The sequence below is a fragment of the Blautia obeum ATCC 29174 genome (genome assembly GCF_025147765.1).
GTDB classification, from domain to species: Bacteria; Bacillota; Clostridia; order Lachnospirales; family Lachnospiraceae; genus Blautia_A; species Blautia_A obeum.
This window is the reverse complement of record NZ_CP102265.1, coordinates 2,212,886-2,231,537: the sequence shown is the minus strand read 5'-3', so window position 1 is coordinate 2,231,537 and position 18,652 is coordinate 2,212,886. Positions and strand designations below refer to the sequence as shown.

15 protein-coding genes are annotated in these 18,652 nt (G+C 43.7%); 13 read left to right on the top strand and 2 right to left on the bottom strand.

The window, feature by feature from the left end:
* The first annotated feature begins 18 nt into the window (after window positions 1–18).
* The 6 genes from NQ503_RS10810 to NQ503_RS10785 all read left to right on the top strand — a co-directional run bounded on the left by NQ503_RS10810 (window position 19) and on the right by NQ503_RS10785 (window position 6,722).
* Window positions 19–1,116, top strand: coding sequence for an ABC transporter ATP-binding protein (locus NQ503_RS10810; protein ID WP_005422198.1), 1,098 nt, complete (start codon window positions 19–21; stop codon window positions 1,114–1,116).
* Complete coding sequence (locus NQ503_RS10805; RefSeq protein WP_055055150.1) at window positions 1,113–1,967, top strand: ABC transporter permease; 855 nt, start codon at window positions 1,113–1,115, stop codon at window positions 1,965–1,967. Before NQ503_RS10810 ends, NQ503_RS10805 begins: the two co-directional genes overlap by 4 nt.
* Window positions 1,964–2,752 carry an ABC transporter permease gene (locus NQ503_RS10800; protein WP_055055151.1) on the top strand — a complete coding sequence of 263 codons (789 nt, stop codon included), beginning with the start codon at window positions 1,964–1,966 and terminating at the stop codon, window positions 2,750–2,752. The genes NQ503_RS10805 and NQ503_RS10800 overlap by 4 nt, the downstream gene beginning before the upstream one ends.
* Window positions 2,753–2,881: 129 nt before the next feature.
* The gene (locus tag NQ503_RS10795; RefSeq protein WP_005422203.1) at window positions 2,882–3,913 is read left to right on the top strand and encodes a polyamine ABC transporter substrate-binding protein; all 1,032 of its coding nucleotides are present in this window, start codon (window positions 2,882–2,884) and stop codon (window positions 3,911–3,913) included.
* Between the two features lie 20 nt (window positions 3,914–3,933).
* Entirely contained in the window at window positions 3,934–5,574 is a 1,641-nt protein-coding gene (gene ptsP, locus NQ503_RS10790) for a phosphoenolpyruvate--protein phosphotransferase (RefSeq protein WP_005422205.1), read from the top strand.
* A gap of 8 nt (window positions 5,575–5,582) precedes the next feature.
* Window positions 5,583–6,722 (top strand): DUF362 domain-containing protein, encoded by a 1,140-nt coding sequence (locus NQ503_RS10785; protein ID WP_055065493.1) that lies wholly within the window; start codon window positions 5,583–5,585, stop codon window positions 6,720–6,722.
* Window positions 6,723–6,887: 165 nt separating this feature from the next.
* Here NQ503_RS10785 and NQ503_RS10780 read toward each other — a convergent pair whose 3' ends face one another.
* Window positions 6,888–7,757 carry a homocysteine S-methyltransferase family protein gene (locus NQ503_RS10780; protein ID WP_005422212.1) on the bottom strand — a complete coding sequence of 290 codons (870 nt, stop codon included), beginning with the start codon at window positions 7,755–7,757 and terminating at the stop codon, window positions 6,888–6,890.
* A 364-nt stretch (window positions 7,758–8,121) separates the two neighbouring features.
* Between NQ503_RS10780 and NQ503_RS10775 the strand changes: the two genes are divergently transcribed.
* From NQ503_RS10775 to NQ503_RS10750, 6 genes are all read left to right on the top strand, one after another.
* Window positions 8,122–8,862: a DUF3825 domain-containing protein gene (locus NQ503_RS10775; RefSeq protein ID WP_044924808.1), complete on the top strand. Its 741-nt coding sequence runs from the start codon at window positions 8,122–8,124 to the stop codon at window positions 8,860–8,862.
* Window positions 8,863–9,036: 174 nt separating this feature from the next.
* The gene (locus tag NQ503_RS10770) at window positions 9,037–10,110 is read left to right on the top strand and encodes an ABC transporter ATP-binding protein (RefSeq protein WP_005422216.1); all 1,074 of its coding nucleotides are present in this window, start codon (window positions 9,037–9,039) and stop codon (window positions 10,108–10,110) included.
* Window positions 10,100–10,915: an ABC transporter permease gene (locus tag NQ503_RS10765; RefSeq protein ID WP_044924810.1), complete on the top strand. Its 816-nt coding sequence runs from the start codon at window positions 10,100–10,102 to the stop codon at window positions 10,913–10,915. Before NQ503_RS10770 ends, NQ503_RS10765 begins: the two co-directional genes overlap by 11 nt.
* Window positions 10,912–12,795, top strand: coding sequence for an extracellular solute-binding protein (locus NQ503_RS10760; protein ID WP_044924812.1), 1,884 nt, complete (start codon window positions 10,912–10,914; stop codon window positions 12,793–12,795). Before NQ503_RS10765 ends, NQ503_RS10760 begins: the two co-directional genes overlap by 4 nt.
* Window positions 12,796–12,920: 125 nt before the next feature.
* Entirely contained in the window at window positions 12,921–13,160 is a 240-nt protein-coding gene (locus tag NQ503_RS10755; RefSeq protein WP_044924815.1) for a hypothetical protein, read from the top strand.
* 64 nt (window positions 13,161–13,224) lie between these two features.
* On the top strand, window positions 13,225–15,474 hold the full coding sequence (locus NQ503_RS10750) for a glycoside hydrolase family 95 protein (protein ID WP_044924817.1): 2,250 nt from the start codon (window positions 13,225–13,227) through the stop codon (window positions 15,472–15,474).
* On the opposite strand, the gene NQ503_RS10745 is transcribed toward NQ503_RS10750, so the two are convergent.
* A complete protein-coding gene (locus NQ503_RS10745) occupies window positions 15,462–16,295 on the bottom strand; it encodes a helix-turn-helix transcriptional regulator (protein WP_005422221.1) in 834 nt (277 codons plus the stop codon). The two genes, NQ503_RS10750 and NQ503_RS10745, sit on opposite strands and share 13 nt — an antisense overlap.
* A gap of 192 nt (window positions 16,296–16,487) precedes the next feature.
* Here NQ503_RS10745 and gnpA point away from each other — a divergent pair, with 192 nt between their 5' ends.
* On the top strand, window positions 16,488–18,650 hold the full coding sequence (gene gnpA, locus NQ503_RS10740) for a 1,3-beta-galactosyl-N-acetylhexosamine phosphorylase (RefSeq protein WP_005422239.1): 2,163 nt from the start codon (window positions 16,488–16,490) through the stop codon (window positions 18,648–18,650).
* The last annotated feature ends 2 nt before the right edge of the window (window positions 18,651–18,652 follow it).

The following is an 18,652-nucleotide window of genomic DNA, read 5'->3' as shown; positions in this document are numbered from 1 at the left end:
AGGAAAGACAAAAGACAAATGGCAGAAAAATGTTTGGAATTAAAAGATATCAGGAAGTCGTTTTCAAAAGATGAAGTGGTTCTGAAGGAAATCAGTCTCTCTATCGACAAGGGGGAGTTTATTACACTTCTGGGTTCCTCGGGATGTGGAAAGACGACAACTCTGCGTATCATAGCAGGTCTGGAGACACCGGATTCCGGCAAGGTATATCTGGAGGGAAAAGATGTCACAGCACTGGCACCGGAAGCACGTGATGTAAATACAGTATTTCAGAATTATGCGTTATTTCCACATATGACAGTGGCGGATAACATTGGATATGGACTGAAATTGAAAAAGATACCAAAAGCAGAGATTAAAAAACGAGTATCTGAGATGCTGGAACTGGTACAGCTTCTAGGATACGAGAAGAGAAAGCCGTCAGAACTTTCCGGTGGACAGAGACAGCGTGTGGCAATTGCCCGTTCGCTGGTCAATAATCCGAAGGTGCTGCTTCTGGATGAGCCGTTGGGAGCACTGGATCTGCAGCTGCGCCGTGCCATGCAGCTTGAACTGAAGAGGTTACAAAAAAAGCTTGGAATTACTTTTATTTATATTACGCATGACCAGGAAGAGGCAATTAACATGTCCGACCGTATTGCTGTCATGAATAAAGGAACCTTTGAACAGATTGGGACACCGGATGAGATCTATAATCATCCAAAAACCAGTTATGTGGCGACTTTTGTTGGAAATGCCAATATTTTAAAAGGTACTGCGCAGGAAACAGAAGCAGATATTCTCAAAGTTTCACTTGCAGGCAGTATTGTTTCTGCTGTGGCAGAAGGCAAAAAAATTGCTCCGGGTACACCAGTGACGCTGGCTGTCCGCAGTGAGAATATGATTTTTGATGAGACTTGCCAGAGTGGTATGGAAGCGGTTGTTGTTGAAAAAAGTTTTGCAGGCGGACTTCTTCGTGTTGTGTTGAAGCTTGCAGATGGAACAGAAGTTATTGCAAACAGACATGGAATTGATGCCGGTGTGCAGCCGGGACAGAAAGTCACCTGTCATTTTGATGCTGAGAATGCGGTTCTGGTTGATCTTCCGTCTGAGACAGAAAGCGGGGCGGCAGTATGAAGAAACATAAATCCGGCTCTGTCTGGATGATCCTGCCGTTGTATATCTTTACGATCATTTTTGTTGCAGGCCCGCTGCTTTATATGGTGGCATTAAGCTTTGCACAGCCAAAAGCAGGTCATGGTGTGGAGTGGGTATTTACACTCGCAAATTATAAAAAAATTCTTGATCCGGTCTATATGAAAACATTCACCGGTTCTTTCCAGCTTGCTGTGACCAGTACGATCATTATCTGTCTGATCGGTTATCCGTTTGGCTACTTTATGGCGAAGCTTTCTGAACAGTGGAAAAAACGTGCTATGATCTTTCTGATGCTGCCGTTCTGGGTCAATTCCTTGATTCGTCTGTATGGCTGGATGATCATTTTACAGACAAAGGGGCTTCTGAATCATGCCCTTAAGAGCCTTGGACTGATCGAGAAACCTTTGCGTATCTTGTACAGCTATCCGGCAATCGTGATCGGTATGACTTATGTGCTTCTTCCATTTATGATCCTGTCTGTATATTCCAGCGCAGAAAAATTGGACTGGTCACTGGTGGAAGCGGCAAGAGATCTTGGAGCAAGCCCCTTTAAAGCTTTCTGGACGGTTTCTTTTAAACTGACACTGCCGGGGCTGTTATCCGGTGTGATTCTGACATTTATTCCGTCCATGGGTTTGTTCTTTATTGCTGATATTCTTGGTGGAAATAAGATCGTTCTCGTCGGCAGCCTGATCCAGGAACAGATGACAAAAGGAAACAACTGGCCGTTTGCAGCGGCGCTGGCAGTTGCCCTGATGATCCTTACAACACTGATGATCATGTTGTATCGAAAAGTAACAAATGCAAAAGAATTGGAGGGTGTGGGATGAAAAAAAAGAATTCAAAGCTCTCCGGGTTTTATCTTGGACTGATTTTTGTACTGATGTATCTGCCAATCGCGGTGGTTATCGTATTTTCCTTTAATGAATCAAAGCTTCCTGTAAGATTTACCGGATTTTCTCTGAAATGGTATCAGGAACTGATTCATGATGATGCAATGATCGAGGCACTTGGAAACAGCCTCTTTCTGGGTGTGGTGAGCTGCCTGGTATCTGCTGTGATCGGCACCCTGGGTGCAGTAGGACTTTCCAGGATCCACTGGAAGACAAAAGGGATTCTGGAATATATTTCTATTTTACCGCTGATGATCCCTGAGATCATCCTTGGTATGGTACTGATGGCATTTTTCTATATGATGAATCTGCCATTTGGTATGCTGACATTACTGATCGGTCATACCGTTTTCTGTGTGCCATATATACTGATGGAAGTCAAGGCACGACTGGCGGGCATGGATCCGTCACTTGAGGAAGCAGCGAGAGACCTCGGAGCCGGTCCCTTCCGGGCATTCTGGGACATCATCTTACCGCTGATCATGCCGGCGGTGTTGTCCGGATCCCTTCTGGCGTTTGCAATGTCCATGGACGATGTCGTCATCAGTATCTTTATCAACGGACCACGTCTGGCAACTTTGCCGATTAAGGTCTATACCCAGATCAAGACCGGTGTTACGCCGGAGGTCAATGCTCTCTGCACGATCATGCTGGTGTTTACGCTGTTGATCCTTCTGGTTTATAATCTGATCGGAAAGCTGACAAAACATAGAACTAAATAATCAGGACCAAAAAAGTCAAAAATAGCAAAAACAATGAATAAACTCTTTTCAATGAAGTCAAAGTAGGCTATACTTAAATTCATAGGCTTCATGAAGAGTTTATAATAAAAGACAAGAGGAGAGAAGGCTATGAAAAAATTAGTAGTATGCGCATTATGTGCAGCAATGGTCATTCCGGCTATGAGCGTGTCTGTAAGTGCAGATTCCAAAGAGCTTGTACTCTACACATGGGAAAACATGTTCCCACAGGAAGTACTGGATGGTTTTGAAGAAGAAACTGGAATAAAAGTGGTATATTCCAATTTCGACACTGATGAAAACATGTTGGAAAAGCTTTCCATGGCAAAAGGTGGAGACTACGACGTTGTTGTTGCAGATGATTATATTATCGAAACCGCAATCCAGGAAGGTCTTGTAGAAAAACTTGATACATCCAAATTATCCGGATGGGATAACATCAACCCGCTGTATCAGGGACAGTTCTATGATCCGAACGATGAATATACTGCACCATATGGAGCAGGTATTCCGTTGATCGTATATGATCCGGATATGGTAGATATTGATATCAAGGGATATAATGATCTCTGGGATCCGTCACTTGAAGATAGCATTGCACTGACTGCAAACTATCGTGTTATCAATGGTATCACAAACCTTGTACTTGGTCAGGATTTCAATGATCAGGATACAGATGATATCGCTAAAACAGGTGAGAAACTTCTGGAGCTTGCACCGAATGTTCGTCTGATTCAGGATGACAATACACAGGATTCTCTTCTGAACGGAGAGGCAAGTGTTGCATTCCTGTACACTTCACAGGTAACAGCCGCCCTTCAGGAAAATCCGGACCTTAAAGTCGTATATCCGGAAGAAGGTCTTGGATTTGGTGTAATGGGAATGTTCATTCCGAGCCAGGCACCGGACAAGGATGAGGCATATCAGTTCATGGATTACATTCTTCAGCCGGAAAATGCAGCAAAATGTTTCGATTATATCGGATACTACAGCACAAACAAAGCAGCAGATTCCCTGCTTGAGAATCAGGACCTTGTAGTACCGGATTCCGTAACAGAGGGATCAGCAGTAGAAAATATCAGCGCAGAAGCAGAAGAAGCTTACAATAAGAACTGGACAGAGTTCAAAGCTGCCTGCGACTGATAAAATAAGGGGGAAGCAGGATGGAAATCTATAAAGGTACTGCTACCTTTTCAGGAATAGCCATCGGCAAGATACTGTATTACAGCAGAGGGGAATACCAGATACGTCAGTGTCTGGTCAGCAACATAAAAAAAGAAATCAGTAATTTTCAGGAAGCCCGGCTTCAGGCGGTTCAGAAACTTCATGAGCTGTATGAAGCCAACAGGCTTCTGAATGAACAGGAGGCCGGTGTTTTTCTTCGCCAGATTAAACTTCTGGAATCCGAAAGTTACCAGAATGCAATTGAAAGCAGCATTGCCAATGAAAAGGTAAATGCTGCTTATGCAGTTATGATCAACAGAGATGAACTGGTTGAGACATTCCGACATCTGGAAGAGCCGGTCATTCGAAGAAGAATCAATGATATGCAGGAGATTTCCAACCGTCTGATCCAGATACTGGGTGGTGCAGCCATCCGTATTAATCTTGGGGACGAACCTGTGATCCTGGTTGCGGAGGCATTGTCGCCGACTGAGATTATGGAAATGGACAAGGATAAACTTCTGGCTGTGGTCATGCATCATGGTTCAGCAGTATCTCATGCATCAATTATGGCGAAAACAATGGAAATTCCAACTTTGGTCGATGTTGCAGCTGATGATGAGTGGGATGGAAAGACAGCAATCGTAGATGGTTATACAGGAACTTTTTATCTTAACCCGGATGCGGAAATCCAGAAAGAATATGAGATTCGTCTGGAAGCGGATCGAAGAGAGAGAGAGGAACTTCTGAAACTGAAGGCGCAGAAAGATGAAACAAAGGATGGCAGCAATATTGGTCTTTATGCCAATATTGGAAATATGAGTGATCTGAGCAGTGTCCTTTTTTATGGCGCCAAGGGAATTGGGCTTCTGCGAAGTGAGTTCCAGTATCTTGGAAGAGAAAATTATCCGAGAGAAAATGAACTTTTCCGTGCATATAAAAAAGTAGCAGAGACAATGGGCGAGAGACTTGCGGTGATCCGTACTGCGGATCTCGGAGCAGACAAGCAGGCTCCGTATCTGGACATTCCGCAGGAAACCAATCCTATCATGGGCAACCGTGGGATTCGTCTCTGTCTTGACCGAAGAAGAATGTTTAAAGCACAACTTCGTGCAATTTATCGTGCCAGTGCGTATGGTAATCTCGCAATGATGTTCCCGATGATCGATTCTGAAGAAGAAATGGATGAGATATGGCAGATCATTGAGGAAGTAAAAGAAGGACTGCGCGAAAAAAACATTCCATTTAAAGAGATCATGACAGGAATCATGATCGAGACACCGGCAGCAGTCATGATCAGCCGGGAACTTGCAAAACATGTTGATTTCTTAAGTATTGGAACCAATGACCTGACACAGTATACGCTTGCGATGGATCGTCAGAATCCTCTTCTGAAAGACAAATACAACGATCATCATCCGGCAATTCTTCGTATGGTGCGTATGGTTGTGGATGCGGCACATCAGGAAGGCCGTAAGGTTGGCATCTGCGGAGAAATCGCAGCGGACACAGCACTGACGAAAAAATTTCTGGAGATGGGGGTTGATTTTCTGTCTGTTGTTCCGGCGTGTGTACTTCCGGTACGAAAAGCAATTCGTGAGACAGATCTTGGCGGAGAGAAAGTTTCTGCTGTTAAATGAGGATTATAATGAATAAAAAAAGTAAAGTCATTCTTCTTCCCTGTAATTCTTACAGGGAAGAAATTGTTTATGAGAATCTTGAAATCGGACTGGAGCTTCTGGGCGGAATCGAGAATATTGTCGGTAAAGAAGAGTCTGTATTGCTGAAGCCGAATCTTCTAAAGAAAGCGGAAGTTGATAAGGCAGTGATCACACATCCGACGGTTGTGGGAATGTTTGCCCGACTGATGAGAGAAAAAGGATATCAGGATATGGCACTTGCAGATTCCTGCGGAAATGGAACAACTTCTAAAGTGATCCATGGGACAGGAATGGATACGTATCTTGAGAAACTGGATATTCCGGCTATTGATTATACGACGGGAATCCATGTAGACTATCCGAAAGGAATACAGGCAAAAGAATTTATTTTGCCGAAAGAACTTCTGGAAAAAGACTGTGTGATCTCTCTTTGCAAAATGAAGACGCATGCACTGGAACGCATCACGGGAGCTGTGAAAAACAGCTATGGATTCGTTTATGGATTTCACAAAGCCAAAGGTCATACATTGTACCCAAGTGCAGACAGTTTTGCCCGTATGCTTGTCGATCTGAATCAGTATGTGAAGCCGCGGCTGTATATTATGGATGGAATTGTGGCCATGGAGGGGAACGGACCAGGTTCCGGAGATCCTGCTCCAATGAATGTGATGCTGATGTCACGGGATCCGGTTGCACTTGATAGTGTGTTCTGTAACCTGATCCATCTGAATCCGGAGATGGTTCCAACGAATTATCATGGAGAAAAAATGGGACTTGGTACCTGGCGTTCGGAAGAAATTGAAATTGTTACTCCGTCCGGTGAGATTTCAATGAAGGATGCAGTAGCACAGTATGGAAATCCGTATTTTGATGTGGACCGGAGAGTGGTACGTTCCGGTATGTGGGAACGTCTTGCGAAAGCCTTGAATATTTTTCAGAAGAAGCCTTATATTGAGCCGGAGCGTTGTATCCGGTGTGGGATTTGTGTGAAGAGCTGTCCGGTTCCGGACAAGGCCGTTGATTTCCGTAAAGGCAGAGAGAATCCACCAGTATATGATTATAAGAAATGTATCCGTTGTTTCTGCTGCCAGGAGATGTGCCCCGAAAAAGCAATCCAGGTGAAATGATTAGGCCGGAAATTCAATCATGCCTTAAATTGTTGCATGGAAAAGGAGCTTCTGCATTATAGATGAATATGTGTCTGTTTTGCAAAAGCTCCTTTAGATTGTTTGTTTATAAGTTGTGTCCGATCAAAATTTACAAACTGGATCAGTTCAAACAAAAATTATCGCTTATCTGATCGTGTCATGCAAAGCTTTGATGAATGAAGGAGTGGTACCGCAGCAACCACCAACAACAGAAGCACCGTTTTCAATCAGGACTTTCATATGATGGGCGAATTCTTCTGCATTCATGCTGTACACAGCATTTCCCTTTTCATCGATGACCGGCATACCGGCATTTGGTTTGGCGATAACTGGAATAGAAACATTTTCTTTAATGTTTCGAACAACAGATACCAGCTGATCAGGTCCCACTGAGCAGTTGATACCTACAGCATCTGCGCCGGCTGCTTCAAGAGAAACAGCTGCTTCCACAGCATTTCCACCACTGAAGATACTTCCATCAGCTTCAACAGTCATGGTACACATGATCGGAAGATCACATACAGAAGCGGCGGCATCTACAGCTGCAAGAGTTTCTTCAATATTGATCATTGTTTCGGCTGCAATCAGATCAATACCTGCATCTGCCAGAATACGGATCTGTTCCTGATACATATTATAAGCTTCTGTGTAAGTATAATCCCCATCAGCTGTGATAAAAGATCCGGAAGTAGTGATATCACCGGCTACATAGATACCGCTGCCGGCCAGCTCCTTAGAATAGCCGACCAGAGTACGGTTGATCTCTTCAATCTTATCTCTGAGTCCGTGTTTCTCAAGATTTATACTGTTTCCGCCAAAAGTAGGAGCATAGATTACCTGACTTCCTGCCTGAATATAGGCACGCTGCAGATCCTGGATAATATCTTTGTGATCGATAACCCAGGTTTCTGTACAGATACCGCGTGGCATACCACTTGCCATCAGGTTGGAGCCTGTGGCACCATCCAGAATCAGTATATTCTCAGTCAGTTTTCGAAATTCTTCTTTAGTCATATTAAGTTCGTTGCCTCCTTGAAAAATAAATATATAAGCAACTTACCTGTAAGCTCCGCATTTCCGTCGGAAAGTGCTTATTTCAGTTCCCTATTATAGCATGTACCATGTGGGATTACTATAGAAAAATCATTCAACCTTATTTATATACAAAGCAGATCTGGAGGTTATAAAACCAGTAGTGTTTACAGGCATAATCCCGCAAATAATAAAAAGAAGACATCTTTCGACAGAACTCGAAATTGTCTCAGAAGAAAAGTTGTGCTATTTTCTATATATATTCTTTACCGGCAGTTCTGTCGGAGATTTTCCCAAATACAATATTAATATAAGTAATGGAATCAAAATGCAGGAGGTAAAATAATTGAATCTGTTTGAGTACACGTACTGCGGGAACTACAACCGGCAGATACAGAATCTGGCCAGAATCGTCCCGGAAAAATGGAGTTTTGGAGGCAATGATGACAATGGAATCCTGAAAGGTTATCTGGAGCATACATTTCAGCGGGTATATGAAGAAGAAAAATTACTGGAGACAGAGGAATACGCAATTTTTAATACAGGACTTTTTAATATGTATTATCAGCCGGTCTACGCATATTTTATCCCAAATCTGGTGCCGGACAGGCAGAGATGGTTTCTGGACGGCTTCTACACAGAATATCATTTATTAAAATCAGGAATTGTCAATCTTCCGAAACGTGCAGCATATGTAACAGATCCGGCAGAACTTATTTTTGATACCGGACTGGATATCGTGCCTCAGTATGAACATATTTTTGAAGAAACGGAGAATTGTCAGAGACTTCCGGAGACGATTCGCGGTAGTGTAATGAAAGTACAACTGTTTGACGGAGCCTTGCGGCAGACAAAAAGAATGCTTGAGGCCGATTATCGGACAGCCATTCCGCAGTATTATAACCATGGAATCCAGTTTCTCATTCCTGTCTGTCTGCAAAATCCGGACAGAGCTGATCTGGCACTTGCCTGTGTAAAGACAGAGGATGGGAGCAAATATCTGGGCAGGACATGTCTGACATTAAAAATGGCATATCATAATGCAAGACTGCTGGCAAAAATCCACAGCAGCTGGCTTTATCCGTGAAGAGATGATCGCAGCAATAGAGAGTAATACAGGAAAACCTTCGGTGAAAATCAACTGTACAAAAATCTCGCAAAATCTATTGAAATCGTAACGCTTTTATGATACAAAAATAAAGTTGTTATTAATAAATTTTCTTATGAAAAAGAGGGGATACTTTTTAGGGAGGAACAACCAATGAGCAATAAGCTGATCGACTTGATCGACATTTCCAAATCCTACGGGATGCAGAAAGTTCTGGATGAACTGAATCTTTACATCAGGGAGAATGAATTCCTGACATTACTTGGTCCGAGTGGATGTGGAAAGACTACTACACTTCGTATTTTGGGAGGATTCGAGACACCGGATAAAGGGCGTGTGATCTTTGACGGGCAGGATATCACGAATTTTCCGGCGAATAAGCGTCAGCTGAATACCGTATTTCAGAAATATGCGTTGTTTACTCATATGAACATTGCGGATAACATTGCTTTTGGATTAAAGATAAAGAATAAAAGCAAACAGTATATTTATGACAAGATCAAATATGCATTGAAGCTTGTGAATCTGGATGGTTTTGAGAAACGCATGCCGGATTCTTTGAGTGGTGGACAGCAGCAGCGTATTGCAATCGCACGTGCAATCGTAAATGAGCCGAAGGTACTGCTTCTGGATGAGCCGCTCGGTGCGCTGGACCTGAAGCTTCGACAGGATATGCAGTATGAGCTGATCCGTCTCAAAAATGAGCTGGGGATCACCTTTCTGTATGTAACACATGATCAGGAAGAGGCACTTACCATGTCTGATACGATCGTGGTCATGAATCAGGGGTATATCCAACAGATCGGAACACCGGAAAAAATCTACAATGAGCCGGAGAATGCTTTTGTGGCGGACTTTATCGGTGAGAGTAATATCATTTCCGCGACAATGGTGCAGGATCGTCTTGTTAAGATACTGGGTGTTAATTTTCCATGTGTGGATGAAGGGTTCGGACAGAACCGACCGGTTGACGTTGTCATCCGTCCGGAAGATATCGATCTTCTGAAACCGGGGCAGGGAAGCATTGATGGTGTAGTCACACATATGATCTTCAAAGGTGTACATTATGAGATGGAAGTCATGGCGAACAACTATGAGTGGCTGGTGCACAGCACAGATATGTTCCCGGTTGGAACAGAAGTCAGCATTCATGTGGATCCGTTTGATATCCAGATCATGAAAAAACCGGAATCGGAAGATGAGGAGGCGGTAAACATTGAAGAATAAGCGTTTGCTTGCCGGTCCGTATCTGTTCTGGTCCGTGTCCTTTGTAGTGATTCCGCTGTTGGTGATCGTGTATTATGCATTTACCAGTGATGAGGGTAGTTTTACATTTTCCAATCTGGCACAGATCACGACACCGGAGAATCTGAAGGCACTTGGCATGTCCATTCTTCTGTCATTTTTGAGTACGGCAATATGCTTGATTCTGGCATATCCGCTGGCGATGATCCTGAGCCAGAAACAGGTAAACCAGACAAGTTTTATTGTGCTGATCTTTATTCTGCCAATGTGGATGAACTTTCTTCTCCGTACACTGGCATGGCAGACATTGCTTGAAAAGAATGGCGTCATCAACAGTGTTTTAAGTTTCCTGCATTTACCGGCGCTGGAGATCATTAATACACCATATGCCATCATTCTTGGAATGGTATACAATTTTCTGCCATTTATGGTGCTTCCAATCTATAATGTACTGATCAAGATTGACAGAAATGTCATCAATGCAGCACGTGATCTGGGAGCCAATTCCGTACAGACTTTCTGGAAGGTCATTTTTCCACTGAGTATTCCGGGTGTGATCAGCGGTATTACGATGGTGTTTGTACCGGCGCTGACAACCTTCGTTATTTCTGACCTTCTTGGGGGCGGAAAGATCCTTCTGATCGGTAATGTCATTGAGCAGTCATTCAAACAGAACAGCAACTGGCATGTTGGAAGTGGTCTGTCCCTGGTACTGATGGTATTTATCATTGCAAGTATGGCACTTGTGGCAAAATACGATAATGAGGACGGGGGTGCGGCATTTTGATCAGAAAATATTTACAGAAGATATACCTGGCCCTTATTTTTATTTTATTATATGCCCCGATCGTAACGTTGATCGTTCTGTCTTTTAACCAGTCTAAGACAAGAGCAAAATGGGGTGGATTTACACTGAAATGGTATAAAGAACTTCTCAAAAATGAACAGATCATGAGCGCGTTTTATACCACACTTATCATAGCGTTTGTTTCGGCTGCAATCGCAACGGTCATTGGCACGGCCGCTGCAATCGCGATTCAGGGAATGAAGCAGAAGTGGAAGACCATGTATATGGGACTTACCAATATCCCGATGATGAATGCGGAGATCGTGATGGGTGTGTCTTTAATGCTTCTTTTTATTGCATTTCATATGACACTTGGCTTCGGAACGATCCTGATCGCACATATTACGTTCAATATTCCGTATGTGATCTTAAGCGTATTACCGAAGCTGAAGCAGACGAATCGTTATACATATGAGGCTGCGCTGGATCTTGGTGCATCACCGGTCAAAGCGTTTTTTAAAGTTGTTTTTCCGGACATTGTACCGGGAGTACTTTCTGGATTTATGCTTGCATTTACCATGTCTCTGGATGATTTTGTAATCACGCATTTTACAAAAGGACCTGGAATTGATACACTTTCCACAAAAATCTATACAGAAGTTCGTAAAGGGATCAAACCGGAGATCTATGCACTTTCCACGATCATGTTTGTGACAGTTCTGGTGCTGCTCCTTTTGATCAACTATTCACCGAAGGAAGAAGAGGAAACTGTGGTCAGAAAGAAAAAAGTCCGCAAGCCTTCCAGAGTGAAAAAGATCCTGATTCAGCGTGTAGTTCCTGTTACAATCTGTATTGTCTTTATTGGTGGTGGTTTCTATTATGCAAAAGAAAACGATGTCATGAATGGAGAGAAACTGGTTGTATACAACTGGGGCGAATATATTGATCCGGAAGTCCTGACGATGTTTGAAGAAGAAACGGGAATTGATATTGTTTATGAAGAATTTGAAACAAATGAGATTCTGTATCCAAAGATCAGTTCCGGTGCGATCGCATACGATGTGATCTGCCCGAGTGATTATATGATTCAGCGAATGATTGAAAATGATCTGCTTTCCGAGATTAATTTTGATAACATTCCAAATCTTAAAAATATCGGGAAACAGTACTTGGAGCAGTCAAGGCAGTTTGATCCGGAGAATAAATATTCCGTGCCGTACTGCTGGGGAACGGTCGGCATTCTGTATAACAAGATGATGGTAGATGAGCCGGTGGACAGCTGGTCTATTCTCTGGGATCCGAAATACAAGGATAATATTCTGATGCAGGATTCAGTCCGTGATGCATTTGGCGTGACACTGAAATATCTTGGCTATTCTCTGAATTCCATAGATTTGGACGAGCTGACTGAGGCAAAAAATCTGTTGATTGAACAGAAACCGTTGGTTCAGGCATATGTGATCGACCAGGTGCGTGATAAAATGATCGGAAATGAAGCTGCACTTGGTGTAATCTATTCCGGTGAGGCAATTTATACACAGAAAGAAAACCCAAATCTGGAGTATGTGATCCCGAAGGAAGGATCCAATATCTGGATCGATTCCTGGGTAATCCCGAAAAATGCAGAACATAAAGAAAATGCAGAAAAATTTATCAATTTCCTCTGCAGACCGGATATTGCGTTGATGAACTTTGAATACATTACGTATTCTACGCCGAATGAAGCTGCGAGAGAACTGATCGAGGATGAATCTATCCGAAACAGTGAGATCGCATTCCCGGACCTTTCCAAATATGATAATCTGGAAACATTCCAGTATCTTGGAACAGAGGCTGACCAGGTGTATGGCGATCTCTGGAATAAAGTAAAATCCTCATAAAGCATAAAACAAAGAAAAGACTTTCTATGGAAAATGAATTTCTGTAGAAGGTCTTTTTTCTTGCGGAAAAATGTCTGACAGAGGTATAATACAGAAAAAGAAAAGTCATATGAGGAGGGTGTACTGTGGCAGAGGAAAGAACATCCAATTATATCAAACTCTGTGATGAGTGGGCAGAGAAATTCCTGCAGATGGAAAAAAAGGAATTGATGAATCGGCTTCCGGAATTGAAGGAAGAGGATGGCTATCTGAAAATCACACATTTTGGTGTGCCATTCGGAATTCGGCTGGACAATGGAAGAATTGACCGGCTGGCAGAAGTGGCAGGACTGCCTCTGAAGGGAAAAGCTTTTGAAATGAGCTGATTGTGAAAACGATGGAACTGAAAATACGTTCAGAGATAAATCTGATTCAATGAGGGAAAATGGAATGGATTATTTAACACTGGCTTTTGACAGACCGGCAGAAGCATGGAATGAGGCACTTCCTCTGGGGAACGGCTCTATGGGAGCGATGTCATATGGACGGCTTCGAGAGGAAAAGATCGAGCTGAATCTGGATACACTCTGGTCTGGAACCGGAAGAAGCAAAGAAAACAAAAATACAGATGTGGACTGGGATTTTTTGCGCCAGAAGATCTTTGACGGAGAGTATGAAGAAGCGGAAGCCTATTGTAAAGAAAACATCCTTGGTGATTGGACAGAGAGCTACCTTCCGGCAGGAAATCTGCATATTGATGCAAATATACCTGAATTAAAAGAGCATGGATCATACCAGAGACAGCTTTCGATTAAAGATGCGCTGGAACAGGTTGTATATCGTCAGGACGGACAGGGATATCTAAGAGAATTTTTTGTAAGTATGTCAGAACCGGTCATGGCACTTCATTATAGAGCAGATGCAGGCAGCAGTCTGGAACTGCGTATTTCTCTGGACAGCCAGATAAGACATGTCTGTTCTGGTTATGGGACAAGTGAACTTGTGCTTGAGGGACAGGCTCCGGTCTATGCGGCACCGTTGTATTATTCCTGTGAGCAGCCGATCGTCTATGAAGAAGGAAAAGGAACACGGTTTGCAATCGGTATTTCCGTGCAGGCACCGAAAGGCTGTATCCGCCAAAAAGACAACACACTTCTTGTAACTGCAGACGGTGATGTGTATATTTATCTGTCCGGGATAACGGATTTTCAGGCACAGGACTCCTACTTATCCAGAAAGAAACAGATGCTGGAACAGATCTGTGACCTTTCATATCCACAATTAAAGGAAGCTCATAAGAAGGCATATGCAGCATATTTTGACCGGATGGATCTTACGTTGGATCCTGGCATACAGAATGATCTTATAACAAAAATGTTTCACTATGCCCGTTATCTTATGATCTCTTCCTCTAAGCCTGGCACACAGTGTGCAAACCTGCAGGGAATCTGGAACCATAACTTGAGAGCTCCGTGGAGCAGCAACTATACGGTAAATATCAATACAGAAATGAATTATTGGATGGCAGAGAAGGCGAATTTAAGCGACTGCCATGAGTCGCTGTTCGATCTGATTGAACGGACTGCCTCGCATGGAAAAAAGACAGCAAAAGAAGTCTATCATCTGAATGGATGGGTGAGCCATCATAATGTGGATATCTGGGGACATTCCAGCCCGGTCGGATATTTCGGGCAGGATGAAAATCCCTGTACCTACTCTATGTGGCCGATGAGCTCCGGGTGGCTCTGCAGTCATCTGTGGGAGCATTACCGTTATACACTGGACAGAGAGTTTTTGAGAAAAAAAGCCTTTCCGCTTATCCGGGGAGCAGTGGAATTTTATCTGGGATATCTGGTGCCTTATGACGGATACCTCGTCACTGCTCCATCCACGTCGCCGGAAAATACATTTACAGCCTCGGATCACAGTGTCCATAGTGTGACCTTTGGTTCGACAATGGATTGCAGTATTCTGAAGGAATTGTTTGGAAATTATCTGAAAGCCTGCGAGATCCTTGATATCACCGACCTTATGGATGAAGTAAAAGCTGCACTCAAAAAACTGCTGCCATTTAAGATCGGGAAAGAAGGACAGCTTCAGGAGTGGTACCTGGACTATCCTGAGGTGGATATGCACCACAGACATGTTTCACAGCTATACGGCCTTTATCCAGGAAATCTGATCCACAGAGAAGATAAAGAACTTCTGGCTGCCTGCCGCGTAGCTCTGGACAGAAGAGGGAACGAGGGAACCGGCTGGTGCATGGCATGGAAGGCGTGTCTCTGGGCGCGGCTCGGAGATGGAGAGCGTGCGTTGAAGCTCTTGAAAAATCAGCTTCACGTTACAAAAGAAGAAAACTGCAGTCTGGTTGGCGGCGGGACCTACCCGAATATGCTCTGTGCACATCCGCCATTTCAGATCGACGGGAATTTCGGGTTTGCGGCTGCTGTGCTGGAAATGCTGGTACAGTATCAGGATGACAGGATCTTCTTTCTTCCGGCGCTTCCGGAGGAATGGAAGGATGGAAAGATAAGCGGCCTTAGGGCACCGGGCGGCATTACCATTGACTTTGCATGGAAAGACAGATGCATTACAGAATGCAGTCTGCAATCACAGACAGATATGGTACGCATACTTTTGTACAACGGAATTGAGAAGAAAATAATGCTGAAAGCAGATACCATCTGTCATATCGTTTGATTTTTTTTGCTGCGGCGGTACTCTCCGGCAGTCATGCCACAGTATTTCCGGAAACTCTGAGCCAGATAACTCTGCGAGGAAAATCCGGCAAGATGAGCGATATCCGAGATTTCATGGTCTGTATTCTCCAGGAGATTTTTGCATACTTCGATCCGGCGGTGGGTCAGATAGCTGATCGGAGAGATTCCGTAGTAGCGCGTGAATTCGTGACTCAGATAATATTTATTCAGATGGCTTAAGCTGGCAAGCTGTTCCAGATTGATGTCATCGCTGTAGTGGGAATCCAGATATCGCTTGACAAGGGCGCATTCTTTGCTTGGATGAAAGGATGGAAACAACTGAAAATCAGAGACAGCAAAACGACGGAGCTGAGAGATCAGAATGGCCAGCGTGTGTTTGCAGATCTCTTCATAACCATCATTTTTTTCATCCAGTTCCTGAAAAAGAGAATGAAAATAAAATAAAAGGTCGGCGTGCTTCTGGTGGTAGTGAAAGATCTGGAATTCCTTCTGGTCATGAAAGGAAAAACTGATCCCGTCCACACCGACCGTATAATAAGAAAGTGGCGAGGCACTTAAGGAAATTTCCGTGTGCTGAATATGAGGGTTGACGATGATCAGGTCGTCTTTTTTAATAGAAAAATGCTGGTTTTCAATCAGGAATTCTCCACTTCCCTCACTGACGTAAAAGAGTTCCGTGAAGGCATGGGTATGTGGGATGCTGGGCCAGTCTTCCTCATAATGAGAAGAAGAGGCGTTCACCAGGACTGCTTCTGTTGAAAAAGGCGTATCATCTGAAAAAGAAAAAAACTGTGTGCTCATATGTACCTCCCAGGACCGAAAAGTTTTTCAACTGTCAGGATAGCACAAAAGATAAAATACCGCAAGATTTCTAAAAAGTATAGCAAGAACAACGTTGAAAAACAGACAAAAACAACGTATTCTGATAGTATCTGAAATAAAACAAAAACAGATGATAAAAGAAATCCATAAATATAAAACGGAGGTACACCTATGAGTCAGAACAAAGGCAGAGTTACGATCCCGACAAACCTGGATGTGGTAAAAGAAACACTGGATATCGTAGAGGAATGGGGCGCAGATGCGATTCGTGACTGCGATGGAACAGAGTTCCCGGCAGAACTCAAAGACACAGGTGCAAAGATCTACGCTACTTATTATACAACAAGAAAAGATAATGCATGGGCAAAGGCAAACCCGGATGAGATCCAGCAGATGTACATCATGAGTTCTTTCCATACAGCAACGGAGGAGAAACTTGAGATCAACCTTATGGACCATCTCTACCCGGACATGTTGAAAGTAAATACCCGTGATGATATCACCAGATGGTGGGAAGTCATTGACCGTACCACAGGCGAAGTCGTTCCGACAGATCGGTGGTCTTATGACGAAGAGAGTGGAAATGTCGTGATCGCACCGGCGAAACTTTTTCATGAATATACGGTCAGCTTTCTGGCATATATCATGTGGGACCCGGTTCATATGTATAATGCTGTCGTAAATGACTGGAAGGACGTAGAGCCGCAGATCACTTTTGATGTGCGTCAGCCGAAGACAAGAGCACATTCCCTGGAGCGTCTCCGTCGTTTCCTTGATACGCATCAATATGTGGATGTAGTACGTTTTACGACATTTTTCCATCAGTTTACCCTGATCTTTGATGAGTTTGCGAGAGAAAAATATGTAGACTGGTTCGGTTACTCCGCATCTGTCAGTCCGTATATCCTTGAACAATTCGAAAAAGAAGTGGGATATGCGTTCCGCCCGGAATATATTATCGATCAGGGTTACATGAATAATACATACCGTATTCCATCCAAAGAATTCAAGGACTTCCAGGCTTTCCAGAGAAGAGAAGTTGCGAAGCTTGCCAAAGAGATGGTAGACATTGTCCATGAATGCGGCAAAGAAGCTATGATGTTCATGGGCGATCACTGGATCGGTATGGAGCCGTTTATGGACGAGTTTGCTTCAATCGGACTGGATGCTGTCGTTGGAAGTGTCGGAAACGGTGCGACCTTGCGCCTGTTCAGCGATATCAAGAATGTAAAATATACAGAAGGACGTTTCCTTCCGTACTTTTTCCCGGATACCTTCCATGAGGGCGGCGATCCGGTCAAGGAAGCCAAAGTAAACTGGGTAACAGCAAGGCGTGCGATCCTTCGAAGCCCGATCCAGAGAATCGGTTACGGCGGATACCTGAAACTTGCCCTGGAATTCCCGGATTTTGTACAGTATATCAAAGAGGTATGCCAGGAATTCCGTACACTCTATGATAACATCCAGGGTGTGACCCCATACTGTGTGAAGCGTGTAGCGGTCCTGAACTGCTGGGGTAAAATGCGCTCCTGGGGCAACCACATGGTACATCACGCAATTTATTATAAACAGAATTATTCTTATTTCGGGATCATCGAGGCTTTGAGCGGCGCACCGTTTGATGTTTCCTTCATCAGCTTTGATGATATCCTGGAAAATAAGGATCTGCTGAAAAACTTTGATGTTGTGATCAACGTAGGCGATGCAGATACTGCACAAAGCGGCGGCGAGTACTGGGTAAACGAAACGATCATCACTGCAGTAAAAGAATTTGTCTACAATGGCGGCGGCTTCATCGGAGTCGGCGAACCGGCAGCCCATCAGTGGCAGGGACATTATTTCCAGCTTGACGATGTACTTGGAGTAGAAGAAGAAAACGGCTTCAACCTGAACAAAGACAAATACAACTGGGAAGAACATAGAGATCACTTTATCCTGTCAGACAGTGACGGAGACGTTGATTTCGGTGAAGGAAAGAAAAATATTTATGCACTTGACGGAACTGAGATTCTGATCCAGAAAGACCAGGAAGTGCAGATGGCAGTGAAGAACTTCGGAAAAGGCCGTGGTGTCTATATCAGCGGACTTCCGTACAGCTTCAAGAACAGCCGTGTCCTCTACCGTGCAGTCCTCTGGTCCGCATCTGCAGAGGAAGAACTGAACTGCTGGTATTCCACAAATTACAATGTAGAAGTCCACGCCTATGTAAAGAACGGCAAATACTGTGTCGTAAACAACACCTACGAGCCGCAGGATACTGTTGTATACAAAGGCGATGGAAGCTGCTTCGAACTTCACATGGAAGCAAATGAGATCAAGTGGTATCAGATCTGAGA